The following is a 13,710-nucleotide window of genomic DNA, read 5'->3' on the forward strand; positions in this document are numbered from 1 at the left end:
ATACCATTCCCAGCGGCCTGCGCCTTGCCTGGCTCGCTTTTAGGCGACAACGCGGTGGGGAAACCAATTGAGAACGCCCCCGTAGTCGTCAGTCCTACATCATGCGGCTACAATGCGCGGCATTCGGAGCGGTCCGTCTGACAGACCCGTACGCTGGAATCGGCTGAAAGCCCTGTTCATCAAGGCTTTCGTCCGCTTGGCGGCGGTCCGCACCTTCGCCACGCCCGGAAGGAGAAACCCATGGGACAGCGTACGCCTCTGTATGACCTGCACCTCGCCCTCGGCGCGAAGATGGTCGATTTTGGCGGTTGGGACATGCCACTGCATTACGGCTCGCAGGTCGAGGAGCACCACGAAGTGCGCCGCGATTGCGGGGTGTTCGATGTATCCCACATGACCGTGATCGATGTCAGCGGCACCCAGGCCAAGGCCTGGCTTCAGCATTTGCTGGCCAACGACGTCGACCGCCTGCACCGTCCCGGCCGGGCGCTCTACAGCACCATGCTCAATGAGCGCGGCGGCATCGTCGATGACATGATCGTTTACCGTCTCGACGACGCGTATCGGCTGGTGTTCAACGCCTCCACCCGCGATCAGGATCTGGCGTGGATGAGTGCCCAGCTCGGCGGTTATGACGTGCAGTTGCATGAACGCAGCGAGCTGGCGATGCTCGCCATCCAGGGCCCGCAGGCCCGGCACAAGATTGCCGAACTGGTGACTCAGTCCCGTGCGACCCTGATCCAGCAGCTCAAGCCCTTCGAAGGCTACTGTGACGGCGACTGGTTTATCGCGCGCACCGGTTATACCGGCGAGGATGGCCTGGAAATATGCCTGCCGGCCGATCAGGCACCGGGTTTCTTCAACGATCTGGTCGGCGCCGGGATCTCCCCGATCGGCCTCGGCGCCCGTGACACCTTGCGGGTCGAGGCCGGAATGAACCTCTACGGGCAAGACATTCATCAGGACGTTTCGCCGCTGGCGTCGAACATGGCCTGGAGCATCGCCTGGGAACCGGCCTCGCGCCAGTTCATCGGTCGTGCGGCGCTTGAGGCGGAAAAAACCGCCGGGGTGGCGCACAAACTGGTCGGTCTGGTACTGGAAGAACGCGGTGTTTTGCGCGCTCATCAGGTGGTTCGTATCGCTGATGTTGGCGAAGGGGAGATCACCAGTGGTAGTTTCTCTCCTACGCTGAGCAAATCGATTGCCTTGGCGCGTGTACCGATGGCAACTGCCGACCGCGCCGAAGTGGAAATTCGTGGCAAGTGGTACCCGGTGCGAGTGGTCAAACCGACCTTCGTGCGCCATGGCAAGACTTTGATCTAATCTTTTCCGGCGGGCCGACCGCTGACCAATTCCTGAGGACACTGAAGATGAGCTATATCCCTGCCGAACTGCGTTTTGCCGAAAGTCACGAATGGGCGCGTCTGGAAGCCGACGGCACCGTCACCGTGGGCATCAGCGATCACGCGCAGGAAGCGCTGGGCGATGTGGTGTTCGTTGAACTGACCGAAGTGGGCAAGGTGTTCGCCGCTGAAGATCAAGCCGGTGTGGTTGAATCGGTGAAAGCCGCTTCCGATATCTACGCCCCGGTCAGCGGTGAAGTCATCGCCATCAACGAAGAGCTGAGCGGTTCGCCCGAGCTGCTCAACTCCGACCCGTACGGCGCGTGGATCTTCAAGCTCAAGCCAAGTGACAAGGCCGAGCTGGACAAGCTGCTGGATGCTGGTGCGTACAAGGCGGCGATTGGCGAGTAAGTCGTCAGCAATATCCTAAGCCCCGATTCGTCGGGGCTTTTTTATGCCCGACGAAAAACCCACTGTGGGAGCGAGCTTGCTCGCGAAGGCGGTTTTACATTCAACATCTTCTGCGACTGACACACCGCTTTCGCGAGCAAGCTCGCTCCCACAGGGTCAGCGTTGATCTTGAAAATTTAGCCGTGGCTTGGGCTGCTATGCTGGTTTGACCGTGTTGCATTGACGCCCAGCACCCGCCAGGAGAGCCCGTCATGTCCCAGTTGCCGTCCCTGCGCCAGTTACGCGACCCCGATGCCTTTGCCCGCCGTCATCTCGGCCCGGATGCCGCTGAGCAGCAGGCGATGCTCGACAGCCTCGGCCTCGGCAGTCGGGTCGAACTGATCGAGCAGACCGTGCCGCCGGCGATTCGCTTCAACCGTGCGCTGGACTTGCCATCGGCCCTCGACGAACCGGCGGCACTGGCGAAACTGCGCGGCTATGCCGAGCAGAATCAGCTCTGGACCAGCCTGATCGGCATGGGCTATCACGGCACCCTGACGCCGACGGTGATCCTGCGTAACGTGCTGGAAAATCCCGGTTGGTACACCGCGTACACACCATACCAACCAGAGATCGCTCAGGGCCGGCTCGAAGCGCTGCTGAATTTCCAGCAATTGACCATCGACCTCACCGGCCTTGAATTGGCCAATGCATCGCTGCTCGATGAAGCCACGGCAGCGGCTGAAGCCATGGCGCTGGCCAAACGAGTCGCGAAATCGAAGAGCAATGTTTTTTTTGTCGATGAAAATTGCCATCCACAAACCCTTTCTGTGGTGCAGACCCGCGCTGAAGGTTTCGGCTTCGAGCTGATCGTCGACGCTGTGGATAACCTGAAACAGCACGAGGTATTCGGCGCGCTGCTGCAGTATCCCGACACCCATGGCGAGATCCGCGATCTGCGGCCGTTGATCGACCACTTGCATGCGCAGCAGGCACTGGCCTGCGTCGCCACCGATCTGCTGAGCCTGTTGTTGCTGACGCCTCCGGGCGAACTGGGCGCGGACGTGGTATTCGGTTCGTCCCAGCGCTTTGGTGTACCGATGGGTTACGGCGGCCCGCATGCGGCGTTTTTTGCCAGTCGCGAAGAATACAAACGGGCCATTCCGGGGCGGATCATCGGGGTGTCGAAAGATGCCCGTGGCAACGTCGCACTGCGCATGGCTCTGCAAACCCGCGAGCAACATATCCGCCGCGAAAAAGCCAATTCCAACATCTGCACGGCGCAGGTACTGCTGGCCAACATCGCCAGCTTCTATGCGGTGTACCACGGCCCGGAAGGCTTGCGACGCATCGCCCAGCGCGTGCATCGGCTGACCTGCCTTCTCGCCGCAGGGCTTGAGCGCCACGGGATCAAACGGGTCAACGCGCAATTCTTCGATACGCTGACGCTGGACGTCGGCGGGGCGCAGACCGCGATCATCGAAAGTGCCAGGGCCGCGCAGATCAATCTGCGGATCCTGGGTCGTGGCCACCTCGGCCTGAGTCTCGACGAAACCTGCGATGAAAGCACCGTGGCGCGGCTCTTCGATGTGCTGCTCGGCGCTGACCACGGTCTGGACGTCGATGCACTGGATGCCGAAGAAATTGCCTCGGGAATTTCTGACGACCTGCAACGCACCACGCCATACCTGCGTCATCCGGTGTTCAACGCCCATCACAGCGAAACCGAGATGCTGCGCTACCTCAAGCAACTGGAGAACAAGGATCTGGCGCTCAACCAGTCGATGATCCCGCTGGGCTCCTGCACGATGAAACTCAACGCCACCAGCGAAATGATCCCGATCACCTGGCCGCAGTTCGCCAACCTGCACCCGTTCGTACCACGCGAGCAGGCGCTGGGTTATACGTTGATGATCGAAGAGCTGGAGCGCTGGCTGTGTGCGATCACCGGCTTCGATGCGATCTGCATGCAGCCCAATTCCGGCGCGCAGGGTGAATACGCCGGGTTGCTGGCGATTCGCAAATATCACGAAAGCCGCCAGCAGGGCGCGCGCGACATTTGTCTGATTCCGGCCTCAGCCCACGGCACCAATCCGGCGTCGGCGCAGATGGCCGGCATGCGCGTGGTCATCGTCGAATGCGACGAGGCCGGCAACGTCGATCTTGCGGATCTCAAAGCCAAAGCCGCTGAAGCGGGGAGCAAACTGTCGTGTCTGATGGCCACCTATCCATCGACCCACGGGGTCTACGAAGAGGGCATCAGCGAGATCTGCCAGGTGATTCATCAGCATGGCGGTCAAGTGTACATGGACGGCGCCAACCTCAATGCACAGGTCGGCCTGGCGCGGCCGGCGGACATCGGCGCCGATGTTTCGCACATGAATCTGCACAAGACCTTCTGCATCCCGCACGGTGGTGGCGGGCCGGGCATGGGGCCGATCGGGATTCGCGCGCACCTGGCACCGTTCGTGGCCAACCATCCGGTGGTGCCGATCGACGGGCCGCTGCCGCAGAACGGCGCGGTCAGCGCGGCGCCGTGGGGCAGTGCGAGCATTTTGCCGATCAGCTGGATGTACATCGCCATGATGGGCCCGCAACTGGCCGATGCCAGTGAGGTGGCGATACTGGCGGCGAATTATCTGGCCCAGCATTTATCCGGCGCGTTCCCGGTGCTGTACACCGGGCGTAACGGGCGAGTGGCGCATGAGTGCATTCTTGATCTGCGTCCGCTGAAAGCGCAGACCGGCATCAGCGAAGAAGACGTGGCCAAGCGTCTGATGGATTACGGTTTCCACGCACCGACCATGTCCTTTCCGGTGCCGGGCACGCTGATGGTCGAGCCGACCGAGAGCGAATCCAAGGCTGAACTGGATCGCTTTATCGGCGCCATGCTGAGCATTCGCGCGGAGATCAGCGAAGTGCAGAACGGTAACTGGCCGGCGGAAGACAACCCGCTCAAACGCGCGCCGCATACCCTGGCCGATGTCACCGGCGTCTGGGAGCGGCCCTACAGCATCGAACGCGCGATAACCCCGGATACGCACACCCGGTTGCACAAATATTGGCCGGCGGTGAATCGGGTCGACAATGTGTATGGCGACCGGAATCTGTTCTGTGCGTGTGTGCCGGTGGAGGATTACCGCTGACATTCAGCTACACACCAACCCCCTGTAGGAGTGAGCCTGCTCGCGATAGCGGTCTGCCAGTCTACATTTTCGGCGGCTGATACAACGCTATCGCGAGCAGGCTCACTCCTACAGGGGAACGCGCTGAGATCAAAATCCGGGCAAAAAAATGCCGCTCGTTTGAGCGGCATTTTTTGTTACTCGGAAGCCACCGCGTTCTTCGCCAGAATCGCATTCGCCAGTTCCATGTCCGACGCTTGCAAGCCTGGATTGTCGGCGCGGACTTTCTGCATCGCCGCTTCCAGATACGGGCCACGAATGCCGCCGTCGCTGGCGACGAAGCTGCCGGCGTCGTCCTGAGCGGCGACGATCAGCTTGTGATCCTTGAAGGTCAGATAGGTGGAGCCAGTGGTGGCACCGGACGAGATGACGTTACGCCAAAAGCTGTCCGCCATGGCCGAACCGACGGGAAGGGACAACAGGGCCATGGTGGCGACAGCAAGTTTGAGACGCATGATGAGGTGACTCCTGGGGGATTAACTACGGCGTTGGATCGTCGTTCCCGGATCCGGTTCCGTGGTGGCTTATCTCTGCTCGCTTTGCGGTGTCACCCGCAACACTTCCTCAACCGTGGTCAGCCCCGCCGCGACTTTCTGCGCGCCGGACAGGCGCAGGCTGCGCATGCCCTCCTTGAAGGCCTGACGGCGGATCGCCGTGAGATCGGTGTCCGGGGTGATGAACGCCTTGAGGCTGTCGCTCAGTTGCATGATTTCGTAAACCCCGGCGCGGCCGCGATAACCGGTGTCGCGGCATTCCACGCAGCCGATCGCCCGTTGCGCATGGCCCGGCAACGGCGCCTGCCAGGGCCGGGTCAGCGTCTGCCAGTCGTCCTCGTCCAGCGTCTGCGGCGCCTTGCAGTGCGGGCACAGGGTGCGCACCAGACGCTGGGCCATGACGCCGAGCACCGTAGCTTTGATCAGGTAATGCGGCACGCCGAGTTCGAGCAGACGGCTGATCGCGCTCGGCGCGTCGTTGGTGTGCAACGTCGACAACACCAGATGCCCGGTAAGCGCGGCCTGAATCGCCATCTCCGCAGTTTCAAGGTCGCGGATCTCGCCGATCATGATGATGTCCGGGTCTTGTCGCATCAGCGCACGCACGCCAGCGGCAAAACTCAGGTCGATGTTGTGCTGCACCTGCATCTGGTTGAAGGCCGGCTCGACCATTTCGATCGGATCTTCGATGGTGCAGAGGTTGACCTCCGGCGTCGCCAGTTTTTTCAGCGTGGTGTACAGCGTGGTGGTCTTGCCCGAACCGGTCGGCCCGGTGACCAGAATGATGCCATTGGGCTGGCGGGTCATGTCCTGCCAGCGGCGCAGGTCGTCGGCGCTGAAGCCCAGTTGATCGAAATCCTTGAGCAGCACCTCCGGGTCGAAGATCCGCATGACCATTTTTTCGCCGAACGCCGTAGGCAGCGTCGACAGGCGCAACTCCACTTCGCCGCCGTCCGGGGTCTTGGTCTTGACCCGGCCGTCCTGCGGTTTGCGCTTTTCCGCAACGTTCATGCGGCCGAGGCTTTTCAGGCGACTGACAATCGCCATGGTCACCTGCGGCGGGAATTGATAGACATTGTGCAGCACGCCGTCGATGCGAAAGCGCACGGTGCCTTGCTCGCGGCGCGGTTCGATGTGGATATCGCTGGCGCGCTGCTGAAAGGCGTACTGGAACAGCCAGTCGACGATGTTGACGATGTGCGCATCGTTGGCGTCCGGCTCCTGATCGCTGGCGCCGAGGTTGAGCAGTTGTTCGAAATTGCCGAGGTTGCCGCCCTGCGCATCGGCATTGCTGGCGCCGCTGACCGATTTCGCCAGACGAAAGAACTCGACGCTGAAACGCTGGATGTCCGCCGGGTTGGCCACCACCCGTTTGATCGGCAGCTTCAGCACATGGGTCAGGTCGGCCTCCCAACCGGTGACGTACGGCTGAGCGCTGGCGACCGTCACCGAGTCGCGGTCCACGGCCACGGCCAGAATCTTGTGCCGCTGGGCGAAGGCGTAGGACATCAACGGCGTGATCGCAGCGACGTTGATTTTCAGCGGATCGATACGCAGGTACGGCTGGCCGGCTTGTTGCGCCAGCCACAGGGTCAGGCTTTCCAGGTCCAGGTGCTTGCCCGGACGGCTGAGGTCGTCGAGTTGCTGGCTGGCGATGAATTCCAGCGGATGCTTCTGCGCGTGCGCAGCGTGACGGCGACGCGCATTCAACGCCTGCTCGGCGGCGTCCTGGCAGATAAAGCCTTGCGCGACCAGCTCGCGCAGCACTTCATTGAGGTCCAGCCAGCGGTCCTGAGTAGCGAGTTGAACGGACATGCGGGCTTCCTTTTCAAGCGACAGTGCGCAAAAGAATAGCCGTGGCGCTGCGGACCGTTGGGCCACTACCCGACGAAGCCGTTGCCGGGTTTGTCAGCCGGTGGCCTGTGCCGGGGCATCCCAAGCGCTGTCGGCGTTTCGCAGATCGACCGAGCAGACGCTGATCAGGTTACGAAGTTTTTCCCCGATCACTTGTGCGCGGTGCCAGCTCAGGCCGCCCATGACCAGATCGATCGACAGCAGATCATCCGTGCGTTGCACGTTGACCTGCTCGGGCGTAAGAAACTGCAAGGCGAACAGGTTCAGCACCCGCACCAACAGATCCGGCTCGGCCTCGGCGAGAATCTGATACTGCGCCAGGCAATGGGCGTTGCTGACGTTCCACACGTCGGCGCGGGTCGTGGCGCTGTTTACGGCTTCAAGGTGCGGCATGGCAAGTCTCCAGATCACTGAAGAAATTTTTACATTCGCTGGCGGGTATTTCTTGGCTAAGATCAGTGATATCGGCAATTGATCGACGTGAACAATTCGCATTATTTGATTTCAGAGGATTTTCTATGCACAGCGAGCTGGACGCCTACGACCGCAAGATACTCGCCCTGCTGCAAGAGGACGCTTCGCTGTCCAGTGCACAGATCGCCGAGCAGGTCGGCCTCTCGCAATCGCCATGCTGGCGGCGGATTCAGCGGATGAAGGAGGAGGGGATCATTCGCGGACAGGTGACCTTGCTCGACCGCAAGAAGATCGGCCTGAACACGCAGATCTTCGCTGAGATCAAACTCAACGCCCACGGGCGTTCGAACTTCACCGAGTTCACCGAGGCGATTCGCGGCTTCCCGGAAGTGCTGGAATGTTATGTGCTGATGGGCGCGGTGGATTTTCTGCTGCGCATTGTCGCGGCGGACATCGAGGCGTATGAGCGGTTTTTCTTTGAAAAACTGTCGCTGGTGCCGGGGATACAGGAAGTGAACTCGATTGTCGCGTTATCGGAAATCAAATCCACCACCAGCCTGCCGGTCTGAATTTCGGCCAACTCTGATGGCCTCTTCGCGAGCAGGCTCGCTCCCACAGAGGATTTCATTCCAATGTGGGAGCGAGCCTGCTCGCGAATGCGGTATTACATGCGCAACAGCATTTTCCACGCGCGATTCTGGTAAACCGCAATCGCTTGCTGCTTACGCGCATCGAGCAGTTCGTCGGTGATGGTTGGCTCGTTGGCCAGTTGCGCCAATTTGTTCAGCTCGCCGTACAGGCGATCCATTTCCGGGATCTCCAGCACGTTGCGCGCGTGGTGCAGCCAGACCTGAATGCGCTCGATGCGCGGCAGTTGCTCGGCGAGGTCTTCCGGCTGTTGCTGATAGCGCTGCAGCTGCAGGGCCGTGGCTTCTTCGCCGAGCAGGCGCGGCAACCAGCTGTGCAGCTGCGCGCCGCCCTGACGGTTGCCACGCACGTTGCGGTCGGCGGTCCAGGTGCGGGCCAGCAACCAGCGCGACGTGCTCAACGAGAACAGGCCCCAGCGCGGGTCTTCGAGTTCCTCAAGGAACTGCTCCGGCGCGGCTTTGCGCACGTCTTCGTCTTCGATGCCGACCTGCACCAGCGGGCGCCAGTCTTCAAGCAACGCATCCAGTGCTACGCGCAGGTCGTGGGTCGACTGACGCGGCGCGGCCTGGCCGAGGCTGCTGAGCAGGGCGCGCATTTCTGCGAGGTTCTCGACCCAGTCCTGCAGCAGGCGCCAATGGCCGTTGAAACGATACTGTTCGGCCAGACGCTGGCTGCTGCCGAGCAAATGCCAGCTCAGCGCGGCGAAGGCGTCGTCGAGTGGAGTTTCCGGGGTCAGTTGCGGCGCCGGCAGGCTCAGCGAATAGCTGTTGGCGTCGTACAGACGATAACCGCGCTCAGCCTTGCTGATGTCGCATGGCATCAACGCCAGGGTTTCGGCCAGCTCAGCTGCGAGTTCCAGCAGCGCGGCAGGCTCGCCTTCGCGCAGTTCCAGTTCCAGCTCGCAGATTTCTTCTTTCTGCTTGCCGACCACGACGTGACCGAGGTCCAGCGCGGCTTCGATGACCACCTTGGTCTTGCCACGGCCCCAGGCGATTACGGCACGCTCGCGGACGAAGTCGGTGGTGAAGATCGGCTTGAGGGTTTTCTTGTCCAGCTCGGCCAGCGACTCGGGCCAGCACTCGCCGTCGAGTTTCTTCACATCGAGCTTGGCTTTCGGCAGTTTCCAGTCGTACTCGTTACGCTCGGACAGACCGGCGACGCTCTGGCCGCGCGTCTTCAGGGTCTGGATGACTTCGTCGCCATCCTTGCGCAGGCGCAGGGCGACCTTGGCCTGGGCCAGATCGCGCTCCGGGGTGTCGAAGTACTGGTTCATCAACTCACGGCGTTCCCAGCCACTTTTGTTGCGTTTCTTCAGAAGCGGGTGCTCGCGCAGCGCGGCGAGGGTTTCGCGGCTGACGCGGAGTTTGATTTCGGTTTCTTTCTGCATGGCCGGAAAATCCAGAGTATCGGGAGCGCAGCCGGGGGAATGTGTGGCTGCCAAGGCCGTGCAGTGTACAGGAGTCAAACTTCCTACGCCCTGCGGCGGTTTATTCCGAGCGCCGGATGGTTCTATGATGGACCTCAATCCGGGAGTTGGAGTCAGCGATGCCTTTGCCATCCATGCAAGACCAGTTCGCTGCGCTGATTGCCGCGCCATCGGTCAGTTGCACTCAACCCAGCCTCGATCAATCCAACCGGGCGGTGATCGACCTGCTTGCCGGCTGGCTGGGCGATCTGGGCTTTGCCTGCGATATCCAGCAGGTCAGCCCGGGCAAATTCAACCTGCTCGCCAGTATCGGCAGCGGCCCCGGCAGGCTGGTGCTGGCCGGGCACAGCGACACGGTGCCCTACGATGACGCCCTGTGGCAGACCGATCCGCTGAAGCTCACCGAAGTCGATGGCCGCTGGGTCGGGCTTGGCAGTTGCGATATGAAGGGCTTCTTCGCGCTGATCATCGAGGCCGTGCAGCCACTGCTCGATAAACCGTTCAGGCAGCCGCTGCTGATCCTCGCCACCTGCGATGAAGAAAGCTCGATGTCCGGCGCCCGTGCGCTGGCCGAGGCCGGGCAACCGCTGGGCCGTGCGGCGGTGATTGGCGAGCCGACCGGGCTCAAGCCGATCCGCATGCACAAAGGCATCATGATGGAGCGCATCGACATTCTCGGGCAGAGCGGGCATTCGTCGGACCCGCGGCTGGGCCACAGCGCCCTCGAAGCCATGCACGATGCGATCGGCGAGCTGCGCGGCCTGCGCCTGTTGTGGCAGCGCGAATTCAACAATCCGCAATTCAGCGTGCCGCAGCCGACCCTGAATTTCGGCTGCATCCACGGCGGCGACAACCCCAATCGCATCTGCGGCCAGTGTTCGCTGGAGTTCGACCTGCGCCCGCTACCGGGTATGGACCCGAAAGTTCTGCGCGCGGAAATCCTGCGCAAGCTCAACCCGGTGGCCGAGCGGCATCAGGTCAGGATCGACTACAAACCGCTGTTCCCGGAAGTACCGCCGTTCGAGCAGAGCGAAGACGCGGAATTGGTGCGCATTGCCGAAAAGCTCACCGGCCATCGCGCCGAAGCAGTGGCATTCGGCACCGAAGCGCCTTATCTTCAGCGCCTCGGCTGCGAAACCATCGTGCTGGGCCCCGGCGACATCGCCTGTGCGCACCAGCCTGGCGAATACCTTGAAATGTCACGTTTGCAGCCTACCGTGCAGCTATTGCGGCAGTTGATTGAACATTACTGCCTGACGACTGACGAACGATGATGCATTCCTGTGGGAGCGAGCCTGCTCGCGAAAGCGCCTTTTCAGACGCCTTAACGTCAACTGATAAACCGCTTTCGCGAGCAGGCTCGCTCCCACAAGGGAACTGTGTTTTATCCGAACAAAGACTGTAAATTGCCACCACCCCAACCCGTATTCATGAGGAGAGCGCGCGTGTCGCCAAGCCTGTTCCGACGATAACCATCAGCCCGCTGTGCGTTTTTTCGTTTCGCCCCTTTTTCGGCTGCTCTTTATTACACAGGCCCAGGTTCATGCCCGAATACGTTAATTGGCTTCGTCACGCGTCCCCCTATATCAATGCTCACCGTGATTGCACCTTCGTCGTCATGCTGCCCGGCGACGGCGTTGAGCATCCGAATTTCGGCAACATCGTCCACGACCTGGTCCTGTTGCACAGCCTCGGCGTGCGTCTGGTGCTGGTGCATGGCTCGCGTCCACAGATCGAGACCCGCCTCGCCGCACGCGGCCTGACCCCGCACTACCATCACGGCATGCGCATCACCGACGCGGCGACGCTGGAATGTGTGATCGACGCGGTCGGCCAGTTGCGCATCGCCATCGAAGCGCGGCTGTCGATGGACATGGCTTCCTCGCCGATGCAGGGCTCACGCCTGCGCGTGGCCAGCGGCAACCTCGTTACCGCGCGGCCGATCGGCGTGCTCGAAGGCGTTGATTATCACCACACCGGCGAAGTGCGCCGGGTCGACCGCAAGGGCATCAATCGCCTGCTCGACGAGCGCTCGATCGTGCTGCTGTCGCCGCTGGGCTACTCGCCGACCGGTGAAATCTTCAACCTCGCCTGCGAAGACGTCGCCACCCGCGCCGCCATCGATCTGGGCGCGGATAAACTGCTGCTGTTCGGCGCCGATCTCGGCCTGATCGACGAGAACGACAAACTGGTGCGCGAACTGCGTCCGCAACAAGTGCCGGCGCATTTGCAGCGTCTGGGCATGAGCAATTATCAGGCGGAGTTGCTCGACGCGGCTGCCGAAGCCTGCCGGGGCGGCGTGGCGCGCAGCCATATCGTCAGCTATGCCGAAGACGGCGCGCTGCTGACCGAACTGTTCACCCGTGACGGCGGCGGTACGCTGGTCGCGCAGGAGCAATTCGAACTGGTGCGCGAGGCGGCGATTGAAGACGTCGGCGGCTTGCTCGACCTGATCAGTCCGCTGGAAGAGCAGGGGATTCTGGTGCGCCGTTCACGCGAAGTGCTGGAGCGTGAGATCGAGCAGTTCAGCGTGGTCGAGCGTGAAGGCATGATCATCGCCTGCGCGGCGCTGTATCAGATTGCCGATTCCGATGCCGGCGAGCTGGCTTGCCTGGCGGTGAATCCGGAGTATCGCCACGGTGGGCGCGGTGATGAATTGCTCGAGCGTATCGAAACCCGCGCGCGCGCACAGGGTTTGAAGACCTTGTTCGTGCTCACTACGCGCACCGCGCACTGGTTCCGCGAGCGCGGTTTCGAGCCGAGCAGCGTCGAGCGTCTGCCAGCGGCACGGGCTTCGCTGTACAACTATCAGCGTAATTCGAAGATTTTCGAAAAGACCCTGTGATCGCGTCACGCCATTCGCGAGCAGGTTCGCTCCCACATTTGTTCAGTGCACCCTGTGGGAGCGAGCCTGCTCGCGAAGCTTTTTATTGCGCGACAAACTTCGCACTGACATACGGCGAATAATCCGTCAGCACCGTTTCGACCTTGCCCTGTTCCTTGAGGAACTTCGCGGTCTCGCCAATCGCCTTCGCCGTGCCGCCCTCAAGCAGCCCAGCGGTCTGCTGTGCCTTCGCATCCGGGAATGTCGAGCCGGCGAGCAGTTCCGGTACATCGGCGGCATTGGCACCGGTCAGTTTGGCGATTTTCTGTACCGGCACCGAGTCGGCCGTCCAGCTGTCTTTGTGCGCGGCGTAATCAGCGAACGAGTCCAGAGTGACCTTGGCGAATTTCGCCACGACGTCCGGGTGCTTCTCGGCAAAATCCTTGCGCGCGACCCACACCTCGAAGGTCGGCGCGCCCCACTGGCCGACCTGCGCGGCGTCAGTCAAGGTCTTGCCGGTCTTGCGGATTTCACCCAGCGCCGGCGACCAGACAAACGCCCCGTCGATATCGCCCCGCTTCCACGCGGCGGCGATCTCCGCCGGTTGCAGATTGACCACTTTGACTTGCGAGGTCGTCAGGCCCCAGTGCTTCAGTGCCCCGAGCAAGCTGTAGTGAGAAGTGGACACGAACGGCGTGGCGATGGTTTTGCCGATCAGATCCTGCGGCTTATCAATGCCACTGCCATTGCGCACCACCAAGGCCTCGGCGGCATTGATCTGCGCCGAAACAATAAACGCCACGATCGGCAGATTGCGCGACGCCGCCGCGGCCAGCGGGCTCGAGCCGAGGTTGCCGATCTGCACGTCACCCGAAGCGATGGCTGTCACAACTTCCGGGCCGCTGTTGAAGCGCCGCCAGTCGATCTTTTCGCCGATGGCCTTTTCATAGACGCCGTCCGCCTGGGGCACTTTGCTCGGGTCGATTCCCGTCTGATATCCCACGGTCAGACCGGCGGCGTGTGCGGAAAAAGAAAACAGTGCCGACACACAAACTGTAACAAATTGACTTGATAGTGCGCGTTTCGCCATGATGCGTCGCCTTTTCGATAGGGTTTGACGTAGGTGGGAGAA

General features: G+C 61.7%; 11 protein-coding genes. 6 read left to right on the plus strand and 5 right to left on the minus strand.

The genetic code is table 11. The features are described 5' to 3' along the window. The first annotated feature begins 240 nt into the window (after positions 1-240). From gcvT to gcvP, 3 genes are all read left to right on the plus strand, one after another. Positions 241-1,323, plus strand: coding sequence for a glycine cleavage system aminomethyltransferase GcvT (gcvT, locus tag V6F91_RS11215; RefSeq protein WP_332764337.1), 1,083 nt, complete (start codon positions 241-243; stop codon positions 1,321-1,323). 47 nt (positions 1,324-1,370) lie between these two features. Further along, entirely contained in the window at positions 1,371-1,754 is a 384-nt protein-coding gene (gcvH, locus tag V6F91_RS11220; RefSeq protein WP_332764339.1) for a glycine cleavage system protein GcvH, read from the plus strand. Positions 1,755-2,005: 251 nt separating this feature from the next. Next, positions 2,006-4,879, plus strand: a complete 2,874-nt coding sequence (gene gcvP, locus V6F91_RS11230; protein WP_332764341.1) for an aminomethyl-transferring glycine dehydrogenase — start codon at positions 2,006-2,008, stop codon at positions 4,877-4,879. A 176-nt stretch (positions 4,880-5,055) separates the two neighbouring features. On the opposite strand, the gene V6F91_RS11235 is transcribed toward gcvP, so the two are convergent. From V6F91_RS11235 to V6F91_RS11245, 3 genes are all read right to left on the minus strand, one after another. Further along, on the minus strand, positions 5,056-5,376 hold the full coding sequence (locus V6F91_RS11235) for a DUF2388 domain-containing protein (protein WP_197677994.1): 321 nt from the start codon (positions 5,374-5,376) through the stop codon (positions 5,056-5,058). A 66-nt stretch (positions 5,377-5,442) separates the two neighbouring features. Then, the gene (locus tag V6F91_RS11240; RefSeq protein WP_332764343.1) at positions 5,443-7,227 is read right to left on the minus strand and encodes a GspE/PulE family protein; all 1,785 of its coding nucleotides are present in this window, start codon (positions 7,225-7,227) and stop codon (positions 5,443-5,445) included. 93 nt (positions 7,228-7,320) lie between these two features. Next, a complete protein-coding gene (locus tag V6F91_RS11245) occupies positions 7,321-7,659 on the minus strand; it encodes a hypothetical protein (RefSeq protein ID WP_332764345.1) in 339 nt (112 codons plus the stop codon). A gap of 125 nt (positions 7,660-7,784) precedes the next feature. Here V6F91_RS11245 and V6F91_RS11250 point away from each other — a divergent pair, with 125 nt between their 5' ends. Then, the gene (locus V6F91_RS11250) at positions 7,785-8,249 is read left to right on the plus strand and encodes an Lrp/AsnC family transcriptional regulator (RefSeq protein WP_064589724.1); all 465 of its coding nucleotides are present in this window, start codon (positions 7,785-7,787) and stop codon (positions 8,247-8,249) included. A 95-nt stretch (positions 8,250-8,344) separates the two neighbouring features. Here V6F91_RS11250 and V6F91_RS11255 read toward each other — a convergent pair whose 3' ends face one another. Next, on the minus strand, positions 8,345-9,715 hold the full coding sequence (locus tag V6F91_RS11255; RefSeq protein ID WP_332764349.1) for an inorganic triphosphatase: 1,371 nt from the start codon (positions 9,713-9,715) through the stop codon (positions 8,345-8,347). Positions 9,716-9,873: 158 nt separating this feature from the next. On the opposite strand from V6F91_RS11255, the gene argE reads away from it, so the two are divergent. Together argE and argA are read left to right on the plus strand one after the other, a co-directional pair. Then, positions 9,874-11,028 carry an acetylornithine deacetylase gene (gene argE, locus V6F91_RS11260; protein ID WP_332764351.1) on the plus strand — a complete coding sequence of 385 codons (1,155 nt, stop codon included), beginning with the start codon at positions 9,874-9,876 and terminating at the stop codon, positions 11,026-11,028. A 269-nt stretch (positions 11,029-11,297) separates the two neighbouring features. Further along, positions 11,298-12,599, plus strand: coding sequence for an amino-acid N-acetyltransferase (gene argA / locus V6F91_RS11265; protein ID WP_332764352.1), 1,302 nt, complete (start codon positions 11,298-11,300; stop codon positions 12,597-12,599). A gap of 82 nt (positions 12,600-12,681) precedes the next feature. Here argA and tauA read toward each other — a convergent pair whose 3' ends face one another. Continuing rightward, positions 12,682-13,671, minus strand: a complete 990-nt coding sequence (gene tauA / locus V6F91_RS11270; RefSeq protein ID WP_332764905.1) for a taurine ABC transporter substrate-binding protein — start codon at positions 13,669-13,671, stop codon at positions 12,682-12,684. Between the last annotated feature and the right edge of the window lie 39 nt (positions 13,672-13,710).

Source organism: Pseudomonas koreensis, from assembly GCF_036668835.1.
Taxonomy (GTDB): Bacteria; Pseudomonadota; Gammaproteobacteria; order Pseudomonadales; family Pseudomonadaceae; genus Aquipseudomonas; species Aquipseudomonas koreensis_I.